Raw genomic sequence first — 20,072 nt, 5'->3', positions numbered from 1 at the left:
TGTCAGAAATCCGAAAAACTCAAGTGGTACGGCCGGCGGCCTCGGCCGGCTCGGCCCCGGCGCCCTCCCGGGCGATTGCGGCGGCCCGTAGCGTCTCGATCTCGCGCTCGAAGTCGGCGAGCGAGTCGAAGGACCGGTAGACGCTGGCGAAGCGCAGGTAGGCCACCTCGTCCAGGTCGCGCAGCGGCCCCAGGATGGCCAGCCCGACCTCGTGGCTCGGGAGCTCGGCGGCCCCCTTGGCCCGGACGGTCTCCTCGACCTTCTGCGCCAGCAGCGCGATCGAGTCGTCGTCGACCGGCCGGCCCTGGCACGCCTTGCGCACCCCGCCGATGATCTTCGTACGGCTGAACGGCTCGGTCACCCCGCTGCGCTTGACCACCGCGAGCACCGCCTCCTCGACGGTGGTGAACCGCTTGCCGCACTCCGGGCAGGAGCGCCGCCGCCGGATGAGCTGGCCGTCGTCGGCCTCCCGCGAGTCGACGACCCGGGAGTCGGCGTATCGGCAGTACGGACACCGCATCGCCTGACCTCCTTCATCGATCCGCGGGCGCACCGACGCGCTCCCGGGGCACGCGCCACCGCGGCGAGACCATCGTCGGATGGCCGCCCCGGGTCGGCGGTGCGGGAGTGCGGTCGGTAGTCGAACCCAACCTGTAGGCAACTTACGCCCGTGTGACTACTACATCTAGGGGTCGACCGTATGTCGTCGCCCAGGCGAGGTCAAGTTGGCCGGCGTGTCCGGCGCGTCATCAGAATCACTCACCCGCCCCACCTCCCCACAGGGTCGCGGAAAGCCCAACGGGCGACTCCCGCCACGGTCACGGTCAGTTCTCTCATCGAACACGCGTTCGAAGTCGACGTATCATTTATCAGAACAGGCGTTCGGAATTCTCGGGTTTCGCCCCGACACGCCGACAAGAGGTCGTACAGATGTTTGAAAATGGCCGATCTCACCTATACGGTCAACAACGACCGGGCGAGGCGTGTCGCCCCGGCCGGTCGGCAGCACCATCCGCACGCACCACGAGCCGCCAAGGCACCCAGCGTCGACCAGGGAGGGACGGACGTGACCGAGGACCGGGCCAGCCGGCAGAAGAACCCGCAGCCGATCGACGGGGCGGGTCCGCCGGCGACCCGACGGCCCCGCGCCGCGCGCAGCCGGACGGGCCAGCCCGCCGTGCGCCCGGTCACGCCGGTGGTCAGCAGCTTCCCCGACCCCGCCACCGTCGACCTCACCGCCCGGCAGCGCCGGATCCTGGAGTTCATCCGCACCTGGGTGGAGCGCCACGGCTACCCGCCGAGCGTGCGCGAGATCGGCGAGGCGGTCGGCCTGGTCTCCCCGTCCAGCGTCGCCTACCAGCTCAAGGAGCTGGAGAAGAAGGGCTTCCTGCGCCGCGACCCGAACCGCCCTCGGGCGGTCGACGTCCGCGCTCCCAGCGACGCCGACGACGAGCTGAGCCGCGCGCAGCGGCCCACCCCGGCGTACGTGCCGATGCTGGGCCGGATCGCCGCCGGTGGCCCGATCCTCGCCGAGCAGGCGGTGGAGGACATCTTCCCGCTCCCCCGCGAACTGGTGGGTGAGGGCGAGGTTTTCATGCTCCAGGTCAAGGGCGACTCGATGCTCGACGCGGCGATCTGCGACGGCGACTGGGTGGTGGTCCGGCAGCAGCCGACCGCCGAGGCCGGCGACATCGTGGCGGCCATGCTCGACGGCGAGGCGACCGTGAAGACCTACCGGCGGCGCGACGGCCACGTCTGGCTGATGCCGCAGAACCCGGCCTTCGAGCCGATCCCCGGTGACGATGCCACCATCATGGGTCGGGTCGTCGCGGTGCTGCGCCGGATCTGACGCCCGTACCGGGTGACTGCCGTGCGGCGGTCACCCGGTGTGGCGTCGCTCAGTAACGGTCGCCGCGGTACTCGCGGCCGCCGGGCACCTGCCCGTACTGGCCCCGCCCGTCGTCGTAGCCGTGGCGGCCCTCGCGCGGGTCCCGGGAGTCCGGGGCACGCCGGGGCGGCTCCGCGCGGCCACCGCCGTAGACACCACCGCCCTGCGGCGCGCCGCCGTAGACCCCGCCGCCCTGCGGGCGACCGCCACCGCCGCCGTAGACGCCGCCCTGCGGACGGCCGCCCTCCGCGGGACGCCCGCCGCCGTACACCCCGCCCGAGGCGGGTCGGCCCGGCGCGCCGTTCACCGGCCCGGCACCGTAGCCGCCGCCGGCGGGTCCGCCGTACACGCCACCCTGGGGCCCGCCCTCGGCGCGGCGGTCGTCGAACCCGCCGCTCAGCGGGGTTCCGTCCTGGTCCGGTCCGTCCGTCCGGTCGGTGGCCGGTGCGGGCCGGCGCCGGGCCCGGAGGATGCCGAAGATGCCCGCGCCGACCAGCAGGGCGCCGAGCACGCCGACCGCCGCGATCAGGTACGTGATCTCGTCCAGGCTCAGCCCCTCGACCCAGGACTTCTCGGCGGCCGGCTTGGCCACCTCACCGGTGGTCGGCAGCGCCTCGATCCCCTTGGTCGACGGGACGTAGCTGAGGATGTCGATCGGGTCCTCGGGGGCGAGCTGACCACCGTCGGAGACGGTGACAAAGGACTTGCCGTCCGGGGTGTAGGAGATCGCCTCGCCGAACGGGTCGGTCAGTGGGGTGACATGGGGCGTGCCCTTGGTCAGGGCGCCGACGAGGTCACCGCCGGTCACGTCGTACTCGAAGGCGTCCGCGTACGTCCGCAGCACCACCTTCTTGCCGTCGGGCGAGCGGGCCGCGCCGGTGACCAGGAGCCGGCCGGTCAGGCCCAGCTTGTTGTCGGTGGTGGTCTTGGGGAGCGTGACCTCGCCGACCTTCTGCATCGGCACCGGCTCGGTGTCGCCGGTCTTCAACGCGGCCGCCGGGGTGAAGATCTCCGACTTGCCGGAGAGCTCCTTGGTGATGATCAGCGGCTTGTTGTCGTCACCGATCAGCAGCGCCTCGGCGTCGTGCGGCTTCTTCTCCGGGTACGCGAGCCGGTGCAGCACCGGCTGCTTCGACCCGTTGACCGGCATGTGCCAGACCGCGACCCGCTCCCGGCGCGACTTGCTGGTGATGTTGTCCCCGGTGTCGGCGATCCAGAGGGTCTTGCGGTCCGGCGAGAGCGCCAGGTCCTCGGTGTCGAGAGGCCCGTCACCCGAGTACTGGACCGGCTCCTTCGAGATCTCGCACTTGGTGTCGAGGTAGAAGACCCGCTTGCGGCTCGGGATGTCGGAGCCGTCGTTGATCACGACGTAGCCGGTGCTGGTGGCGACCAGGCCGGACAGCTCCCGCAGGCGCTTGTCCTCGACGGTGCACTTCTTCTTGCCGGGGGCCGCGGCCTGCACGGGGGCCGCGGCGGGACCCGCCAGGGCGAGCCCGGCAGGCGCCACGGTTGCGCCCAGCAGGCCGAGCGCAACCGTGACCGAGTAGACAACGTGCCGCATGGAGCCCAGTGTCGCATGCCCGTTTACCCGGGCGGGTGACACCGGAGGCCTCATCGACCGGCGCCGACCCGCTCCTCCTCGACGAGCCGCTCGCCGGCACGGAACGGCGCCAGCTCGGCGGCGAGCGCCTCGCCCACCCGCACGTGCAGCAGCGTCCCCTCGGGGAGGTGGGAGGTGCTCAGCACCTCGCCCTGCCGGTGCAGCCGGGCCACCAGGTCACCCCGGTCGTAGGGGAGCACCGCGTGCACCTCCACCGCCGGACGGGGCAGCCGCTCCTCGATCGCCTCGCGCAGCCCGTCGACACCCCGCCCGTTGTGGGCGGAGACGAAGACCGCGTCCGGCCAGAGCCGCTTGAGCCGCAGCAGCGTCTCCTCGTCGGCGGCGTCGGTCTTGTTGACCACCAGCAGCTCGGGCAGCCGGTCGGCGCCCACCTCGGCGAGCACCTCGCGGACCGCCCTGACCTGCTCCTCCGGGTCCGGGTGGGTGCCGTCCACCACGTGCACCACCAGGTCGGAGTCGGCGACCTCCTCGAGCGTCGAGCGGAACGCCTCGACGATCTGGTGCGGCAGGTGCCGGACGAAGCCGACCGTGTCGGAGAGGGTGTAGAGCCGCCCATCGGAGGTGGTGGCCTTGCGGGTGGTCGGGTCGAGGGTGGCGAAGAGCGCGTTCTCGACCAGCACACCCGCCCCGGTCAGCCGGTTGAGCAGGCTGGACTTGCCGGCGTTGGTGTAGCCAGCGATGGCCACTGCGGGCACCGCGTTGCGGGACCGACGGGCGCGCTTGGTCTGGCGTACCGTCTTCATGCCCTTGATCTCGCGGCGCAGCCGCGAGATGCGGTTCCGGATCCGGCGCCGGTCGGTCTCGAGCTTGGTCTCACCGGGACCACGCAGGCCCACGCCGCCGCCGGCGCCGCCGCCGCGGCCGGAACCACCGGTCTGCCGGGAGAGCGTCTCACCCCAACCGCGGAGCCGCGGGAGCAGGTATTCGAGCTGGGCCAGCTCGACCTGCGCCTTACCTTCCTTGCTCTTGGCGTGCTGGGCGAAGATGTCGAGGATCAGCGCCGTCCGGTCGACCACCTTGACCTTGGTGCGCTGCTCCAGGTTGCGCAGCTGGGACGGGGAGAGCTCACCGTCGCAGATCACCGTGTCGGCGCCGGTGGAGAGCACCATCGCGCCGAGGTCTTCGACCTTGCCCCGGCCGACGTAGGTGGCCGGGTCCGGCCGGTGACGCCGCTGGATCAGCCCCTCGAGCACCTGCGAGCCGGCCGTCTCAGCCAGCGCCGCCAGCTCGGTGAGGCTGTTCTCCGCGTCGTCCTGGGTGCCCTCGGTCCAGACGCCCACCAGGACGACCCGCTCCAGCCGCAGCTGGCGGTACTCGACCTCGGTGATGTCGGTGAGCTCGGTCGAGAGGCCGGGGACCCGCCGCAACGCCTGCCGCTCCGACAGCTCGAACTCACCGGTGGTGGTGTCGAGCTCGTCGTCTTCGAAGGGAACGTAGGTCTCCTGGTCTCGCAAACTGATCTCCTGTCCGTTCTGTCCGCTACCGAGTGGTTTCGCGCGTGTACCGATCATCCTGACATGTGTCAACGCGCGACGCACCTGCTATATGCCCGTGGCGCATGTCCCCAAAGGCGGGGCCGGATGCCGGGCGACCTGGGTGAGCGGGTAGAAAGGCGGAGCGAGCCGCTCAGCTGACGGAGGGATTTTCCGTGGCCATCACCCGACTTCCGAGTGCGGGATTCTCGATCACTATCCGGATCGCGGTGACCGCGGACGCCTCCTCGATCGGCCGACTGACCACCGCGGTGGGCGAGGCCGGCGCGATCGTCACCGCGCTCGACGTGGTCGACTCCGATCCGACCAGCGTGATCGTCGACCTCACCTGCGACACCGCCGACGCCAGCCACGCCGACCAGGTGGTCGACGCGCTGACCGCGCTCGACGGGGTGGACGTCCGCAAGGTCTCCGACCGGACGTTCCTGCTGCACCTGGGCGGCAAGATCGAGGTCAACTCCAAGGTCTCGCTGCGCACCCGCGACGACCTGTCCCGCGCGTACACCCCGGGCGTGGCCCGGGTCTGCATGGCGATCGCCGAGAACCCGGCCGACGCCCGCCGGCTGACCATCAAGCGCAACACGGTCGCCGTGGTCAGTGACGGCTCGGCCGTGCTCGGCCTGGGCAACCTCGGGCCGGCCGCGTCGCTGCCGGTGATGGAGGGCAAGGCGGCGCTGTTCAAGCGCTTCGGCGGGGTGGACGCCTGGCCGGTGGTGCTGGACACCCAGGACACCGACGAGATCGTGGCGATCGTCAAGGCGATCGCACCTGCGTACGGCGGGATCAACCTGGAGGACATCGCCGCGCCGCGCTGCTTCGAGATCGAGGCCCGGCTGCGCGAGGCGCTGGACATCCCGGTCTTCCACGACGACCAGCACGGCACCGCGATCTGCGTGCTGGCCGCGCTGACCAACGCGCTGCGCGTCGTGGGCAAGCAGCTCGCGGACGTCCGGGTCGTGGTCTCCGGGGCCGGCGCGGCCGGCACCGCGATCATCAAGCTGCTGCTGCGCCAGGGCGTGGGCGACATCATCGCCTACGACCGGCAGGGCGCCCTGCACCGCGGCCTGCCCGACCTCAACCCGGCCTGGCAGTGGCTGGCGGAGCACACCAACAAGGAGAGCTACTCCGGCGACCTGCCGGGGGCAATCCGGGGCGCGGACGTCTTCATCGGGGTCAGCGCGCCGAACCTGCTCACCGGCGACGACATCGCCACGATGGCCAAGGACGCGATCGTCTTCGCGCTGGCCAACCCGGACCCGGAGGTCGACCCGCGGGAGGCGCGCAAGCACGCCGCGGTGGTCGCCACCGGCCGCTCCGACCAGCCGAACCAGATCAACAACGTGCTCGCCTTCCCGGGCGTCTTCCGCGGCATGCTGGACGCGCACGCCGAGGAGTTCACCGAGGAGATGGCGATCGCGGCGGCCCGGGCCATCGCGGACGTGGTCGGCGAGGAAAAGATCAACCCGACGGTGATCGTGCCGAGCGTCTTCGACTCGCGGGTGGCCCCGGCGGTCGCCGCCGCGGTCCGCGCCGCCGCCCAGCACCCGGCGACCACCCCGCCCCCGGCCGCCGACCCGGGCCCGGCCGACCTCCCGGAGATCGCCGCCAACGCCAGCGCCACCCCCTGACCCCACCTTCGGGTGCGTTTTTTGTCGCCAGGGCGACGAGAAACGCACCCGAACCCGCACCGCCGGCGCCTCCGCTTCCGCCGGTGCCCCGAGCGACCGCCGGCGGATGACCGACCGCGGGTGGTGGGCCCGCACGTCCCCGGGTGTGGGCGGTGGAGGCGGACCGGGCGGGCGGCCTCAGCCGAGCAGGGCGCCCGGGATGAGCTCGCCGGTGGCGACCAGGACCGCCGGGCCCGACAGCCAGCAGGAGTCCTCGGTCACCGTGACGGTGAGGCGTCCGCCGGGCACGTCGACCGCGACCGTGCCGGTCTCCAGGCCGGTGTCCCGCAGAGCCACCGCCGCCACCGCGCAGGCGCCCGTGCCGCAGGAGAGCGTCTCCGTCGAGCCGCGCTCGTAGACCCGCATCAGCACGTGCCCGGCGGTGCCGCCCACCGGCTCCCCCGGGACGGTGAACTCGACGTTCACCCCGGCCGGGAAGACGGCCGGGTCGACGTCCGGCGCGCGGGTCAGGTCGAGACCCGCCAGGTCCAGCCCCGCCGGCAGGGCGCAGACCAGGTGCGGGTTGCCGACGTCCACCGCGGCGCCGGGCAGGGTCAGCCCGCCCAGGGTGGCGGTGGCGGTGGCGTACAGCAGGGGGCGGCGCATCTCCACGGCGATGGCCTCGCCCTCGACCCGCGCGCGCACGACGCCGGCCCGGGTGGCCACCGGCAGCGCCGCGCCGGACGGCGTGGCCAGGCCGGTCTCCAGCAGGTACCGGACGAAGACCCGGGCCCCGTTGCCGCACATCTCGGCGAACGAGCCGTCGGAGTTCCAGTAGTCCATGAACCACTCGGCGTCGCCCGCCAGGGCGGCGCCCTCCGGGTGCTTGGCGGCCCGTACGACGCGCAGCACGCCGTCCGCGCCGACCCCGCGCCGCCGGTCGCAGATCGCCGCGACCAGCCCCGGGCTGAGGTCGAGCGCGCCATCCGGGTCGGGCAGGATCACGAAGTCGTTGCCGGTGCCGTGGCCCTTGGTGAACTCCACGCCCCCATCATCCCCGATGGTCGGCGACCAGCCGCAGCGCAGTCTCGACAAACGCCGGTGACGCCGAGTCCAGCCAGTGGATGCGCGGGTCGCGCCGGAACCAGGACCGCTGCCGCCGGACGAAGCGGCGGGTGGCCCGGATGGTCTCGTCGTGCGCCTCGACCTCGGTCAGCTCCCCGGCGAGGAACCGCAGCACCTGCTGGTAGCCGAGCGCCCGGCTGGCCGTACGCCCCTCGGGCAGGCCCTGCCCGACCAGCGTCTGGGTCTCGGCCACCAGGCCGTCGGCCCACATCCGGTCCACCCGCAGCGCGATCCGCTCGTCCAGCAGGGCGGTGTCCAGGTCGACGCCGAGCTGCACGGAGGGGTAGTACGGCGTCGGCTCGGGCAGCGAGGCGGTGAACGGGGCGCCGGTCAGCTCGATCACCTCCAGGGCGCGGACGATCCGCCGGCCGTTGCCGGGGAGGATGCCGGCCGCCGCGGCCGGGTCGGCCTCGGTCAGCCGGGCGTACAGCGGGGCCGGGCCGACCGCCGCCAGCTCCGCCTCCAGCCGGGCCCGCACCGCCGGGTCGGTGCCGGGGAACTCGAACTGCTCCAGCACCGCCCGCACGTACAGCCCCGACCCGCCGACCAGCAGCGGCACCTTCCCCCGGGCGAGGATGTCGTCGACCGCCGTGCGGGCCAGCCGCTGGTACTCGGCGACGCTGGCCGGTTCGGTCACCGCCCAGATGTCCAGCAGGTGGTGCGGCACGCCCTCCCGCTCGGCCGGGGTCAGCTTCGCGGTGCCGATGTCCATGCCCCGGTAGAGCTGCATCGAGTCGGCGTTGACCACCTCGCCGTCGAGCGCGTGCGCCAGGGCGATGCTCAGCGCCGACTTGCCGGCCGCGGTCGGCCCGACCACGGCCACGACCGTGCCCCTCACGCCGGTGCCCAGTTCGCCACGAAGTAGGAGACGCCGTAGGGCGCCGCGGCGTAGCTCAGCTCGCCGCGCCAGTCGCCGCCCACCGCGCGGACCGCACCGGCCAGCACCTGCCAGGGCGCCCACCCGGCGACCTTCAGCTCCGCCGACAGCGCCGGGTCCAGGCCGAGCAGAGCGTCGGGGTCCGCGTCGGCCAGGGCCTTGGCCACCCCCTCGTCGTACGCCTCGGCGCGCGGGTCGTCGTAGCCGGGCGCCTGCCGCCCCCGGCACGCCGACCCGTCCCCCATCACCAGCAGCGCCACCCGGGGGCGGTACTCGTGCACCTGGCCGGCGAAGCCGCCCAGCTCCCCGACGGCCGCCTCCGGGCCGACCTGTGCGCCGACCACGCGCACACCGACCCGGTGCTGGTGGAGCAGCCACGCCCCGATGGTGAGGCTCAGCGGCAGCACCGCCTCGCCGTCGGGCAGCGCCGGCCCGAGCGGGACGGTCAGGTCGAGACCCCAGGGGCGCAGCGAGCCGGCGGCGGGCGGGATGATCCAGCCCGTCGTCGGGCCGGAGCCCAGCACGACCACGCAGTCCGGTCCGGCGGCGAGGAGCCGGGTGACGGCCCCGGCGGCGGCGGCGCGGAGGTCGTCCAGCTCGGGCGCGGCGGCGCCGGCCAGCTCGGGCACGATCAGCGGCGGGTGGGGGCAGACGGCGGCGACGACCAGAGGCACGCCCTCACCGTAGCGGGATCCCCCGGTGCGTCCCCGCGCCGATCCGGTCATTAGAGCGGTAGGACACCGTATGGTCACGGTCGACGACAGGCGCTCGACGCGGACGGGGTCGGACCTGTGACAATGCCCGGAGTAACTTTGCTGCGCCGTGGCGGCGATCGCGGGGGCCTCTCCCGTCGACGCCGGGAGAACGAGGATGGGCACATGAGCGACTGGACTGCCTTCGGACGGGTGGACGCGGACGGCACCGTGTACGTCAAGACCGCCGAGGGCGAGCGGGTGGTCGGATCCTGGCAGGCGGGGGCCCCGGAGGAGGGGCTGGCCCACTTCGCCCGACGCTTCGCCGACCTGGTGACCGAGGTGGACCTGACCGAGGCCCGGCTCAACTCCGGCGCCGCGGACGCCGGCGGGTCGCTGACGACGATCCGGCGGATCCGCGCCTCACTGGCCGAGGCGCACGTGGTCGGTGACATCGACGCGCTGGCCGCCCGGCTCGACAAGCTCGCCGAGGTGGCCGAGGCGAAGGCCGGCGAGGCGAAGGCCGCCCGGGACGCCGCTCGGGGCGCGGCCCTCGCGCGCAAGACCGCCCTGGTCGAGGAGGCCGAGAAGCTGGCCGCCGAGTCGACCGGCTGGAAGACCGCCGGGGACCGGCTCAAGGAGATCCTCGACGAGTGGAAGACCATCCGCGGCGTCGACAAGAAGACCGACGGTGAGCTGTGGAAGCGGTTCGCCGCCGCCCGGGACGGCTTCACCCGCCGTCGGGGCGCCCACTTCGCCTCCCTCGACCAGCAGCGCAAGCAGGCGCAGACGGTCAAGGAGGAGCTGGTCGCCGAGGCGGAGAAGCTGAAGGAGTCCACGGACTGGGCGGTCACCGCCAACCAGCTCAAGGACCTGATGACCCAGTGGAAGGCCGCGCCGCGGGCGTCCAAGGAGGCCGAGCAGAAGCTCTGGGAACGGTTCCGGGCGGCGCAGGACGAGTTCTTCAGCCGGCGCAGCGAGGTCTTCTCGGCGCGGGACAACGAGCAGCGCGCCAACCTGGAGCGCAAGCAGGCCCTGCTCACGGAGGCCGAGGCCCTCAACGTGGACGCCGACCCGAAGGGCGCCCAGGCGAAGCTGCGGGAGATCCAGGCGCAGTGGCACGAGGCCGGCCGGGTGCCGCGGGAGGCCGCCGCCGGGCTGGAGCGCCGGCTGCGCGCGATCGACGACAAGGTCCGCGAGGTCATGGACTCGGCGTGGCGCCGTACCACCAAGGAGGACAACCCGCTGCTCGCGCAGATGCGGGCGCAGGTCGCCGAGGCCGAGGATCGGCTGTCCCGGGCCCAGGCCGCCGGTGACGCGCGCCGGATCAAGGAGGCCGAGCAGGCGCTCGCCTCAAAGCGGCAGTTCCTCCAGCTGGCCGAGCAGGCCGGCTGAGCTGAGCCACTCCGAGAGCCCCGGTCCCACCTCGGGACCGGGGCTCCCGCACGTCCGGGCCCGGCCGGTCCGGCCGGGGAGCTGACGCGGACCTCCCGGTGAAGCTCAACGGCACCGCCTGCTGACCGCGCCGGTCCGGGCCCGCCCACGTCGGGCCCGGAGGGCACGACGGCCGGGGCCGCCACGGGGCGGTCCCGGCCGTCGACGGTCGGTCAGTGCGCGGCGCAGCCGGTGGTCGGCGCGGGTGCCGCGGCCGGCGCGCCGATCGTGGGCAGGCCGAGCAGCACTCCGGGGGTACGCGGGGAGCGGCCGGCCTCGGCGGCGTCGCCGGCCCGGGTGCGCCGGTGCGACAGCGGCTCGCCGTCGGCGTTGAGGTGGTGCGGGGCGGCGTACGTGACGGTGGTGTGCACGATGTCGCCCGGCCGGATCTGCCCCGCGAGGGAGCCCGCGTCGAAGTGCACCAGCCGGCCGTCGCGGGCGCGGCCGGACATCCGGCCGGTGCGCTCGTCCTTGCGCCCCTCGCCGACGGCGACCAGCACCTCGACGGTCTCCCCCACCAGCTTCCGGTTCTCCGCCCAGGTGATCTCCTCCACCGTGGCGATCAACCGCTCGTAGCGTTCCTGCACGACCTGCTTGGGGAGCTGGCCGTCCATCGTCGCGGCGGGGGTGCCGGGGCGCTTGGAGTACTGGAAGGTGAAGGCCGAGGAGAAGCGGGCCGCCCGGACCACGTCGAGGGTCCGCTCGAAGTCGGCGTCGGTCTCGCCGGGGAAGCCGACGATGATGTCGGTGGTGATCGCCGCGTCCGGCATCGCGGCCCGGACCTTCTCGATGATGCCCAGGTACTTCTCCGACCGGTACGACCGGCGCATCGCGCGCAGCACGTCGTCGGAGCCGGACTGCAGCGGCATGTGCAGCGAGTGGCAGACGTTCGGCGTCTCGGCCATCGCGGCGATCACGTCGTCGGTGAAGTCCTTCGGGTGCGGGCTGGTGAACCGGACCCGCTCCAGCCCCTCGATGTCGCCGCAGGCGCGCAGCAGCTTCCCGAAGGCGTACCGGTCACCGAACTCGACGCCGTAGGAGTTGACGTTCTGCCCAAGCAGGGTCACCTCCAGCACGCCCTCGTCGACCAGGGCGCGCACCTCGGAGAGGATGTCGCCGGGGCGGCGGTCCTTCTCCTTGCCGCGCAGGGAGGGCACGATGCAGAACGTGCAGGTGTTGTTGCAGCCCACCGAGATCGACACCCAGCCGGCGTACGTCGACTCGCGCCGGGTCGGCAGCGTGGAGGGGAAGACGTCGAGGGATTCGAGGATCTCCACCTCGGCGGCGGCGTTGTGCCGGGCCCGCTCCAGCAGCACCGGCAGCGAGCCGATGTTGTGCGTGCCGAAGACCACGTCCACCCAGGGGGCCTTGCGGACGATCTCGCCGCGGTCCTTCTGGGCCAGGCAGCCGCCGACGGCGATCTGCATCCCGGGGTGCTTGTCCTTCACGGGGCGCAGATGACCCAGGTTGCCGTAGAGCCGGTTGTCGGCGTTCTCCCGGACGGCGCAGGTGTTGAACACCACCACGTCGGGGTTATCGTCGGCCTCGGCGGCGCGCACGTAGCCGGCCTGTTCGAGCAGGCCGGAGATGCGCTCGGAGTCGTGCACGTTCATCTGGCAGCCGTACGTTCGCACCTGGTAGGTGCGCGGGCTGCCCACGGCTGCGGTAGTCATGACCCGGACAGCGTATCCGGGCCGAGCTGGTCGGACCGAACGAGGAGGAGCCGTGTGCCGGAGCATCAAGACCCTGCGTGAGCCGTACGTCCCGGTGGTCACCGAGGAGGACGTCCGCGCGGCGGCGTTGCAGTACGTCCGGAAGATCTCGGGCTTCCGGACGCCCGCCGCCCACAACGCGGCCGCTTTCGACGCCGCGGTGGACGCCGTGGCCGCCGCGACCGCGACGCTGCTCGACCAGCTGGTGGTGCGCGGCCAGCAGCCGACGGCCCGCGCCTGACGCCGCCCGACGCGCGCCCCGGCCGGCCCGCCGATCCGCCCCGGCCGGCCCGCCGACCCGCGCCGGCCGGCCCGGGCTCAGGCTGCGGCGAGCGCCGGGGCGACCGAGTCTGGGGCCCACCGGGAGCGGTGGCACTGTGACCAGCCCCGGCAGCCCGGGTGGGCCACGGTGCAGAGCCGTTGCTCGCTCAGCACCTCGCCGTCGTCCGTCTCGGTGACGGTGAAGTGCACCGGGCGGATCGTGCCGTCGGGGGCGACCAGCAGGTGCCGGCCGGCGTCGAGGGTGTCGTCACGCATCAGGCAGTTGCGGTCCAGCAGCCGGGCCAGCGCCGCGATGCTGGGGAGCTCGGGCAGCCGCTCGGGCACCCCGTAGCAGTCGACCATCGTGCCGAACTCCCCCGGCGCCTCCCACACGTCGCAGATCACCGCGTACGTGGGCAGCCGGGCCGGGTCGGCGACGGCGAGGGGCATCACCACCCGGCCGAGCGCCTCGGCCAGCGCGGGGTACACCTCCACGGGTGCCGCCCCGTCGATTCTCCAGTTCCACAGCTCGGTCATGCCGCCTCCTCGCTGTGCTCGTCCCACCGGCCTCCGGATCGGGCCTTACTGACGATGGTGGGGTGCATATGACCTCAGCCGGGGGCAAGTTACCGGTCTGTGACCATTCCGGGCAAAAATTCCTCGGGCATCGTTGCTCCGAGTAGCGGGAAGATGACAGTTTATCGGGTATGGTGCCCGGCCGGGCGAACGACATGACAGTCAGCGGACCCGGATCAGGTGCTCGCCCCGAGGCAGCAGCTCGCCGATCACCGTGCCGCCGGGCACCTCGCCGGCGACCAGCAGGCCACCGGAGGTCTGCGCGTCGGCCAGCAGCAGCCGCTCCCCCTCGTCGGCGGCGCCGAAGTCCGTCCACGGGGTCACCCAGTCCAGGTTGCGGCGGGTGCCGCCGCTGACGTACCCGTCCCGCAGCGCCTCCCGGGCCCCCGGCAGGTACGGCACCCGGGCCGCGTCGATGGCGACTGTCAGCCGGCTCGCCCGGGCCAGCTTGGCGGCGTGCCCGAGCAGGCCGAAGCCGGTCACGTCGGTGCCGCAGCGGACGCCGGCGGCGACCGCCGCCCGGGCGGCGTCCCGGTTCAGCGCGCTCATCGAGGCGACCGCCTCCGGGAAACGCTCGCCGGTGGCCTTGTGTCGGGTGTTCAACACCCCCACGCCGAGCGGCTTGGTCAGCGAGAGCGGCAGGCCGGCGCGACCGGCGTCCAGGGTGATCAGCTCCTCGGGCCGGACCACGCCGGTGACCGCGAGGCCGTACTTCGGGCCGTCGTCGTCGACGCTGTGCCCGCCGGCCAGGTGGCAACCCGCCTCCCGGGCCACGTCCTGGCCGCCGCGCAGCACCTCCCGGGCCAGCTCCACCGGCAGCTTCTCCCGCGGCCAGCAGAGCAGGTTGAGGGCCACCAGCGGGGTGCCGCCCATCGCGTACACGTCGGAGAGCGCGTTGGCGGCGGCGATCCGGCCCCAGTCGTACGCGTCGTCGACGACCGGGGTGAAGAAGTCGGCGGTGGCGACCAGGCCGGTCCGCTCGTCCAGCCGGACCACCGCGGCGTCGTCGCCGTTCTCCAGGCCGACCAGCAGGTCGGCGGTGCCGCTCGCCGGTCCCAGCCCGGCGACCATCGCCTCCAGCTCGCTCGGTGGGATCTTGCAGGCGCAGCCGCCGCCCCGGGCGTAATCGGTCAACCGGATCGCATCGGTCATCCTCACATGATCTCCGTGAAACCCGGCCCCCGCCATCCGGACGGACCGGCGCGTGACGGAATTCGGACTCCGGGACACGGCGGGGACCGGTGTTATCGCTCCGTGACCATCTGAGTTGCGTTCCGCCACGTGGGCCCGCCTACAGTTGCCCAACCGGGGGTCGACCGACCCCACTTTGGGGACGACCGACAGGGACGGTGGACGACGTGGCGACGGGCGAACCGCTCATCGTGCTGGACGGGGTCAACAAGTACTTCGGCCCGCTGCACGTGCTGGACGACGTGTCACTCTCCGTCGGCAAGGGCGAGGTGGTCGTGGTCATCGGCCCCTCGGGCTCCGGCAAGTCGACGCTCTGCCGGGCGATCAACCGACTCGAGCCGATCAACTCCGGCACCATCACCTTCGACGGCCAGCCGCTGCCGGCCGAGGGGAAGGCGCTGGCCAAGCTGCGCAGCGAGGTCGGCATGGTCTTCCAGTCGTTCAACCTCTTCGCGCACAAGACGATCCTGGAGAACGTGACCCTGGGCCCGGTGAAGGTCCGCAAGGAGAAGCCGGCTGCCGCGCGCGAGCGCGCCCTGGCCCTGCTGGACCGGGTCGGCATCGCCAACCAGGCCGACAAGTACCCGGCGCAGCTCTCCGGCGGCCAGCAGCAGCGGGCGGCGATCGCCCGCGCGCTGGCCATGCAGCCCAAGGCGATGCTCTTCGACGAGCCGACCAGCGCGCTGGACCCGGAGATGGTCGGCGAGGTGCTGGACGTGATGACGTCGCTGGCCCGGGAGGGCATGACCATGGTCGTGGTCACCCACGAGATGGGCTTCGCCCGGCACGCGGCCAACCGGGTGATCTTCATGGCCGACGGGCAGCTGGTCGAGGACGCGCCGCCGGCCGAATTCTTCGCGAACCCCCGCAGCGAGCGGGCCAGGGATTTCCTGTCCAAGATCCTCACGCACTAGGCGTCCGTTGTGGAGCACGCCGTCCCCCGGCGGGCTCCGTCGAAGAAGGAGAAAAGTATGCGTATGAAGCGCGTAGCGGCGCTCGCGGCGGCCGCCACCCTGGCGCTCGGGATGGCCGCCTGCGGCGGCGACTCCGAGGAGGGCACCGGCGCCGGCAGCAAGTCCTTCGCCGCCGGCAGCACCATGGAGAAGCTCAACAAGGCCCAGAAGATCAAGATCGGCACCAAGTTCGACCAGCCGGGCTTCGGCCAGAAGGGCCTGTCGGGCAAGCCGGAGGGCTTCGACGTCGAGATCGCGAAGATCATCGTCAAGGAGCTCGGCATCCCCGAGGACAAGATCGAGTTCGTGGAGACGCCGTCCAAGGTCCGCGAGGACGTGATCGTCAACGGCACCGTCGACCTCGTCGCGGCGACCTACACGATCAACGACAAGCGCAAGGAGCGCATCGCCTTCGCCGGGCCGTACTACGAGGCCGGCCAGAACATCCTGGTCAAGAAGGACGACACCACCATCACCGGGCCGGACTCCTTCAAGGACGGCACCAAGAAGGTCTGCTCGGTCACCGGCTCGACCCCGGCCGAGAACATCAAGCAGTACGTCAAGGACGTCGGCACCCAGCTGGTGCTCTTCGACACCTACGACAAGTGCCGGGACGCCCTCAAGGGCGGCCAGGTGAACGCGGTCACCACGGACAACGTGATCCTGCTCGGCTACATCGCCAAGGACGAGGCGTCCTTCAAGCTGGCCGGCGACAACTTCACCAAGGAGCCGTACGGCATCGGGGTGAAGAAGGAGGACACCGCGTTCCGCACCTTCATCAACGACACGCTGGAGAAGGCGATCGCCGACGGCAGCTGGAAGAAGGCCTGGGACGGCACCGCCGGCAAGTTCGGCGCGGAGCTGGGCAGCGCCCCGACCATCAACCGCTACTGATCTGATCCTTCGATCTGGAGGGTGGGGAGGAACACCGACCCGTGAACGTGCTCATCGACAAGTTCGACGTCTTTGCGGGTGGTTTCTGGCTCACCCTCCAGATCTGCGTACTGGCCGCGATCGGCGCCCTGATCCTGGGCGCCGTCGTGGCGGTGCTCCGGATCTCCCCGGTGCCGCCGCTGCGCGCCGTCGGCACCGGCTACGTGAACGTCTTCCGCAACATGCCGCTGACCGTGGTGATGTTCTTCGCCGCCTTCGGCCTGCCGGCGCTCGGCTCCAACGCCGACTTCCTGCGCATCCCCGGCGTGGACGCGCTCTTCACCCGGCTCGGCACCGACCTGCCGTACTTCCGCTTCGCGCTGATCGCCCTGGTGCTCTACACCGCGGCGTTCGTCTGTGAGGCGCTGCGCTCCGGCGTGAACGCGGTGCCGGCCGGGCAGGCCGAGGCCGCGCGCTCCATCGGTCTCACCTTCGGCCAGAACCTGCGCTACGTGGTCCTGCCGCAGTCCTGGAAGGCCTCGGTCGTGCCGCTCGGCTCGGTCATCATCGCCATGATCAAGAACTCGGCGCTGGCCGGCTTCTTCGGGGTCGTCGGCGATCTGTCGGCCACGGCCGACCAGCTCACCGGAGCCGAGGGCTACGCCTTCATCCCGGTCGCCATCGGCATCTCGATCGGCTACCTGATCATGACCGTGCCGCTCGGCGCCCTGCTGGACCGGATCGAGAAGCGACAGGCGGTGGCCCGATGAGTCAGCAGACCAGCGTCCTCTACGACGTCCCCGGCCCCCGCCAGCGGCGGATCACCCTGATCAGCAGCCTGGTCGCCGGGGTGGTCCTGCTCCTCGGGGCGTACTTCCTGATCTACCAGCCGCTGGACGACAAGGGCCAGTTCTCGATGGAGCTCTGGGGGCCGCTGGTCGACCCCTCCAACGAGAACTTCTCCCTGGTGTGGGACCGGATCGGCCTCGGCTTCAAGAACACGCTCACCGCCGCCGCGCTGGCCATCGTCGCCTCGCTGGTGGTCGGCACCCTGCTGGCCGTCCTGCGGATCCAGCTCAAGAGCCTCACCCGGCGGCGGTTCACCGGGCTGGCCACGCCGCTGGCGTACCTGCTGCGCGGGCTGAGCCTGCTGCTGTCGGCGGTCACCCGGGTCTGCGTCGAGGTGTTCCGCGGCCTGCCGGTCGTGCTCACCATCTTCTTCGTGGCCCGCGGCTTCCCCGAGTTCGGCGTCTCGTTCGACAACCTCTGGTACCTGGTGATCGGCCTGACCGTTTACAACTCCGTGGTCATCGCCGAGATCCTCCGCTCCGGCATGGAAGGCCTGCCCGGCGGGCAGGCGGAGGCCGCCGCCGCCATCGGGCTCTCCCCCGCGCAGACCACCCGGATGATCCTGCTGCCCCAGGCCTTCCGGATCATGCTGCCGGCGCTGATCAGCCAGCTGGTCGTGGTGCTCAAGGACACCTCGCTGGGCTTCATCATCAGCTACGAGGAGACCCTGAACATCGGCAAGCAGATCATCGGCGTGCTGGGCAACCCGATCCAGGTCTACGTGGTGATCGCCGTGCTCTTCATCGCGGTGAACTACTCGCTGTCGAAGCTGGCCCAGTACCTCCAGCGCCGGCTCGCCCGCGGTCGCAAGACCGCCGGCATCCCCGCCCTGAACCCGCCGCCCGCGGCGCTCATGTCGCAGGCCGAGGGCGCCGGCGGCAACTGACCCCCAGCCGTACGTCGAAAGGGCCGGCCCGGGTGTCCCGGGCCGGCCCTTTCCGCGTCCTCAGCGGGCGATCTCGGTGACCCGGGACTCGCGGACCACGGTCACCCGGATCTGACCGGGGTAGGTCAGCTCCTCCTCGATCTGCTTGGCCACGTCCCGCGCGAGGACCGCCGCGCCGATGTCGTCGACGTCGTCCGGCTTCACCATGACCCGGATCTCCCGGCCCGCCTGCATCGCGAAGACCTTCTCCACGCCGGGCTTGCCGGCCGCGATCTCCTCGATCCGCTCCAGCCGCTTGACGTACGCCTCCAGGCTCTCCCGGCGGGCGCCCGGCCGGCCCCCGGAGCAGGCGTCGGAGGCCTGGGTGAGGACGGCCTCGATGGTCTGCGGCGGCACCTCGTTGTGGTGCGCCTCGATGGCGTGCACCACGTCCTCGCTCTCGCCGTACTTGCGGGCGAGGTCGGCGCCGATGATGGCGTGGCTCCCCTCCACCTCGTGGGTGAGCGCCTTGCCGATGTCGTGCAGGAACGCCGACCGCTTGATGGTCGGCACGTCCAGCCGCAGCTCGGCGGCCATGATGCCGGCGATGTGCGCGGTCTCCACCAGGTGCTTGAGCACGTTCTGCCCGTACGACGTCCGGTAGCGCAGCCGGCCGAGCAGGGTGACCAACTCCGGGTGGATGTCGGTGATGCCGACCTCGACCAGCGCGTCCTCGGCGGCGCGGTGGCACAGCTCCTCCACCTCGTGCCGGGCCAGCTCGTAGACCTCCTCGATCCGGTGCGGGTGGATCCGCCCGTCGAGGACCAGCTTCTCCAGGGTGAGCCGGCCGACCTCCCGGCGGACCGGGTCGAAGCAGGAGAGCAGCACCGCCTCGGGGGTGTCGTCGATGATCAGGTTGACCCCGGTGACGGACTCGAAGGCGCGGATGTTGCGACCCTCCCGGCCGATGATCCGCCCCTTCATCTCGTCGCCGGGCAGGTGCAGGACACTGACCACGCTCTCCGCGGTCTGCTCGCTGGCCACCCGCTGGATGGCGTCGACCACGATGTGCCGGGCGCGCTGCTCGGCGGTGTTGCGGGCGTCCGACTCGATGTCCCGGACCAGCAGCGCGGCCTCCCGCTTGGCCTGGCCCTCGATCACCTCGACCAGCTCGGCCCGGGCGGCGTCGGCGGTCAGCCCGGCCACCCGCTCCAGCTCCCGTCGGCGCTGCTCCTCCGCCTCGGCCACCGCCCGCTCCCGCTCCGCCAGGGCGTTCTCCCGGGCGGCGAGGGCGGCGCTGGCGGCGGTGAGCTGCCGCTCCCGCTCGGCGAGCCGCTCCACCTCCTCGGTGTGCAGCCGCTCCCGCTCGTCCATCCGGGCGGCCCGGCGCTCCACCTCGGCGGCCTGCTCCCGGGTGGTCGCGGCGAGCACGGCGACCTCCCGCTCGCCGCTGCGCCGGGCGGCCGTACGGAGCCGCTCGGCGTCCGCCTCGGCCTGCTTGTGCGCCCGCTCCAGGACGGTGTCGGCCTCCGCGCGGGCGTCGTCGAGCACCCGCCCGGCCTCGGCCCGGGCCGCCTTCGCCTCGGCCTTCGCGGCGGCCGCCTCGGCGCGAGCCGCGGCGGCGGCCGACTTCGCCACGTCGATGGTGCTGTTCGCCTCGTCGGCGGCGGAGCGCAGGGCGGCCAGGGACTGCTCCTGGCGGTCCTTCTCGGCGATGAAGGCCGGGTCCCCGGGGGTCGGCGCGACGCTGATCCGGCGCATCGTCCGGACGCCCACCAGGACGGCCCCGACCACCACGACGGCCAGGATCAGCACCACCGCGAGGATGACCACGTCGAAGGCGCTCATGCCGTCGCCCCGGAGCCTGCGGCCGCCGTCCGGCCGCCGATGCGTGGAAGACCGCCGGTGAACCTGTGCCGCCCCGCCATGGCCGCCTCCCCTGAACGTCGACTCCGCAGGAGACGTGCCAGGGGCACGCACCTGCGGCTCTGGACGCCCGACCGGAGCGGCTGGCAGTGGGTAGCTCTCCGTCGGCGGTGCCCCCGGAAGGACATC

General features: G+C 72.4%; 18 protein-coding genes. 8 read left to right on the top strand and 10 right to left on the bottom strand.

Going from position 1 to position 20,072, the window contains the following annotated elements; genetic code table 11:
• Positions 1-19: 19 nt before the first annotated feature.
• Positions 20-520, bottom strand: coding sequence for a transcriptional regulator NrdR (gene nrdR, locus EV384_RS12670; RefSeq protein ID WP_130333182.1), 501 nt, complete (start codon positions 518-520; stop codon positions 20-22).
• 546 nt (positions 521-1,066) lie between these two features.
• On the opposite strand from nrdR, the gene lexA reads away from it, so the two are divergent.
• The gene (gene lexA / locus EV384_RS12665; protein WP_130333180.1) at positions 1,067-1,849 is read left to right on the top strand and encodes a transcriptional repressor LexA; all 783 of its coding nucleotides are present in this window, start codon (positions 1,067-1,069) and stop codon (positions 1,847-1,849) included.
• 49 nt (positions 1,850-1,898) lie between these two features.
• On the opposite strand, the gene EV384_RS12660 is transcribed toward lexA, so the two are convergent.
• Positions 1,899-3,449: a hypothetical protein gene (locus EV384_RS12660; RefSeq protein WP_130333178.1), complete on the bottom strand. Its 1,551-nt coding sequence runs from the start codon at positions 3,447-3,449 to the stop codon at positions 1,899-1,901.
• 50 nt (positions 3,450-3,499) lie between these two features.
• Complete coding sequence (gene hflX, locus EV384_RS12655; RefSeq protein ID WP_130333176.1) at positions 3,500-4,963, bottom strand: GTPase HflX; 1,464 nt, start codon at positions 4,961-4,963, stop codon at positions 3,500-3,502.
• A gap of 194 nt (positions 4,964-5,157) precedes the next feature.
• On the opposite strand from hflX, the gene EV384_RS12650 reads away from it, so the two are divergent.
• The gene (locus EV384_RS12650) at positions 5,158-6,630 is read left to right on the top strand and encodes an NAD-dependent malic enzyme (protein WP_130333174.1); all 1,473 of its coding nucleotides are present in this window, start codon (positions 5,158-5,160) and stop codon (positions 6,628-6,630) included.
• Between the two features lie 177 nt (positions 6,631-6,807).
• On the opposite strand, the gene dapF is transcribed toward EV384_RS12650, so the two are convergent.
• Genes dapF through EV384_RS12635 form a run of 3 tightly spaced genes read right to left on the bottom strand, consistent with a single transcriptional unit; the run spans position 6,808 to position 9,336 of the window.
• Complete coding sequence (dapF, locus tag EV384_RS12645) at positions 6,808-7,653, bottom strand: diaminopimelate epimerase (RefSeq protein WP_130333172.1); 846 nt, start codon at positions 7,651-7,653, stop codon at positions 6,808-6,810.
• Between the two features lie 7 nt (positions 7,654-7,660).
• Positions 7,661-8,584, bottom strand: a complete 924-nt coding sequence (gene miaA / locus EV384_RS12640; RefSeq protein WP_242624467.1) for a tRNA (adenosine(37)-N6)-dimethylallyltransferase MiaA — start codon at positions 8,582-8,584, stop codon at positions 7,661-7,663.
• The gene (locus EV384_RS12635; RefSeq protein ID WP_165439923.1) at positions 8,569-9,336 is read right to left on the bottom strand and encodes a class III extradiol dioxygenase subunit B-like domain-containing protein; all 768 of its coding nucleotides are present in this window, start codon (positions 9,334-9,336) and stop codon (positions 8,569-8,571) included. Before EV384_RS12635 ends, miaA begins: the two co-directional genes overlap by 16 nt.
• 153 nt (positions 9,337-9,489) lie before the next feature.
• Here EV384_RS12635 and EV384_RS12630 point away from each other — a divergent pair, with 153 nt between their 5' ends.
• Positions 9,490-10,698: a DUF349 domain-containing protein gene (locus EV384_RS12630; RefSeq protein ID WP_130333168.1), complete on the top strand. Its 1,209-nt coding sequence runs from the start codon at positions 9,490-9,492 to the stop codon at positions 10,696-10,698.
• A 212-nt stretch (positions 10,699-10,910) separates the two neighbouring features.
• Here EV384_RS12630 and miaB read toward each other — a convergent pair whose 3' ends face one another.
• A complete protein-coding gene (gene miaB / locus EV384_RS12625; protein ID WP_130333166.1) occupies positions 10,911-12,410 on the bottom strand; it encodes a tRNA (N6-isopentenyl adenosine(37)-C2)-methylthiotransferase MiaB in 1,500 nt (499 codons plus the stop codon).
• A gap of 52 nt (positions 12,411-12,462) precedes the next feature.
• Between miaB and EV384_RS12620 the strand changes: the two genes are divergently transcribed.
• Complete coding sequence (locus tag EV384_RS12620; RefSeq protein ID WP_089010531.1) at positions 12,463-12,690, top strand: DUF2277 family protein; 228 nt, start codon at positions 12,463-12,465, stop codon at positions 12,688-12,690.
• A gap of 77 nt (positions 12,691-12,767) precedes the next feature.
• Here EV384_RS12620 and EV384_RS12615 read toward each other — a convergent pair whose 3' ends face one another.
• Together EV384_RS12615 and selD are read right to left on the bottom strand one after the other, a co-directional pair.
• Positions 12,768-13,247, bottom strand: a complete 480-nt coding sequence (locus tag EV384_RS12615; RefSeq protein ID WP_130333164.1) for a hypothetical protein — start codon at positions 13,245-13,247, stop codon at positions 12,768-12,770.
• Between the two features lie 201 nt (positions 13,248-13,448).
• Complete coding sequence (selD, locus tag EV384_RS12610; protein ID WP_130333162.1) at positions 13,449-14,438, bottom strand: selenide, water dikinase SelD; 990 nt, start codon at positions 14,436-14,438, stop codon at positions 13,449-13,451.
• A gap of 197 nt (positions 14,439-14,635) precedes the next feature.
• On the opposite strand from selD, the gene EV384_RS12605 reads away from it, so the two are divergent.
• Genes EV384_RS12605 through EV384_RS12590 form a run of 4 tightly spaced genes read left to right on the top strand, consistent with a single transcriptional unit; the run spans position 14,636 to position 18,038 of the window.
• Positions 14,636-15,391: an amino acid ABC transporter ATP-binding protein gene (locus tag EV384_RS12605; protein ID WP_130333160.1), complete on the top strand. Its 756-nt coding sequence runs from the start codon at positions 14,636-14,638 to the stop codon at positions 15,389-15,391.
• A gap of 57 nt (positions 15,392-15,448) precedes the next feature.
• Positions 15,449-16,324, top strand: coding sequence for a glutamate ABC transporter substrate-binding protein (locus EV384_RS12600; protein ID WP_130333158.1), 876 nt, complete (start codon positions 15,449-15,451; stop codon positions 16,322-16,324).
• A 41-nt stretch (positions 16,325-16,365) separates the two neighbouring features.
• Positions 16,366-17,073 (top strand): amino acid ABC transporter permease, encoded by a 708-nt coding sequence (locus EV384_RS12595; RefSeq protein ID WP_089010536.1) that lies wholly within the window; start codon positions 16,366-16,368, stop codon positions 17,071-17,073.
• Positions 17,070-18,038 (top strand): amino acid ABC transporter permease, encoded by a 969-nt coding sequence (locus EV384_RS12590; RefSeq protein WP_130333156.1) that lies wholly within the window; start codon positions 17,070-17,072, stop codon positions 18,036-18,038. Before EV384_RS12595 ends, EV384_RS12590 begins: the two co-directional genes overlap by 4 nt.
• 60 nt (positions 18,039-18,098) lie before the next feature.
• Here the strand turns inward: EV384_RS12590 and rny are convergent, their stop codons facing one another.
• Complete coding sequence (gene rny / locus EV384_RS12585) at positions 18,099-19,865, bottom strand: ribonuclease Y (protein ID WP_130333154.1); 1,767 nt, start codon at positions 19,863-19,865, stop codon at positions 18,099-18,101.
• Between the last annotated feature and the right edge of the window lie 207 nt (positions 19,866-20,072).

This window comes from Micromonospora kangleipakensis, assembly GCF_004217615.1.
GTDB lineage: Bacteria > Actinomycetota > Actinomycetes > Mycobacteriales > Micromonosporaceae > Micromonospora > Micromonospora kangleipakensis.
Note: the sequence above shows the minus strand (reverse complement) of the source record. Positions and strands in the feature narration are given on the sequence as shown.

What these genes read in the sequence shown, in the direction of transcription:
- nrdR (WP_130333182.1), bottom strand. Translation starts at nt 520, where the DNA reads ATGCGGTGTCCGTACTGCCGATACGCCGACTCCCGGGTCGTCGACTCG.
- EV384_RS12660 (WP_130333178.1), bottom strand. Translation starts at nt 3,449, where the DNA reads ATGCGGCACGTTGTCTACTCGGTCACGGTTGCGCTCGGCCTGCTGGGC.
- EV384_RS12635 (WP_165439923.1), bottom strand. Translation starts at nt 9,336, where the DNA reads ATGACCGGATCGGCGCGGGGACGCACCGGGGGATCCCGCTACGGTGAG.
- EV384_RS12630 (WP_130333168.1), top strand. Translation starts at nt 9,490, where the DNA reads ATGAGCGACTGGACTGCCTTCGGACGGGTGGACGCGGACGGCACCGTG.
- miaB (WP_130333166.1), bottom strand. Translation starts at nt 12,410, where the DNA reads ATGACTACCGCAGCCGTGGGCAGCCCGCGCACCTACCAGGTGCGAACG.
- EV384_RS12615 (WP_130333164.1), bottom strand. Translation starts at nt 13,247, where the DNA reads ATGACCGAGCTGTGGAACTGGAGAATCGACGGGGCGGCACCCGTGGAG.
- selD (WP_130333162.1), bottom strand. Translation starts at nt 14,438, where the DNA reads ATGACCGATGCGATCCGGTTGACCGATTACGCCCGGGGCGGCGGCTGC.
- EV384_RS12600 (WP_130333158.1), top strand. Translation starts at nt 15,449, where the DNA reads ATGCGTATGAAGCGCGTAGCGGCGCTCGCGGCGGCCGCCACCCTGGCG.
- EV384_RS12590 (WP_130333156.1), top strand. Translation starts at nt 17,070, where the DNA reads ATGAGTCAGCAGACCAGCGTCCTCTACGACGTCCCCGGCCCCCGCCAG.
- rny (WP_130333154.1), bottom strand. Translation starts at nt 19,865, where the DNA reads ATGAGCGCCTTCGACGTGGTCATCCTCGCGGTGGTGCTGATCCTGGCC.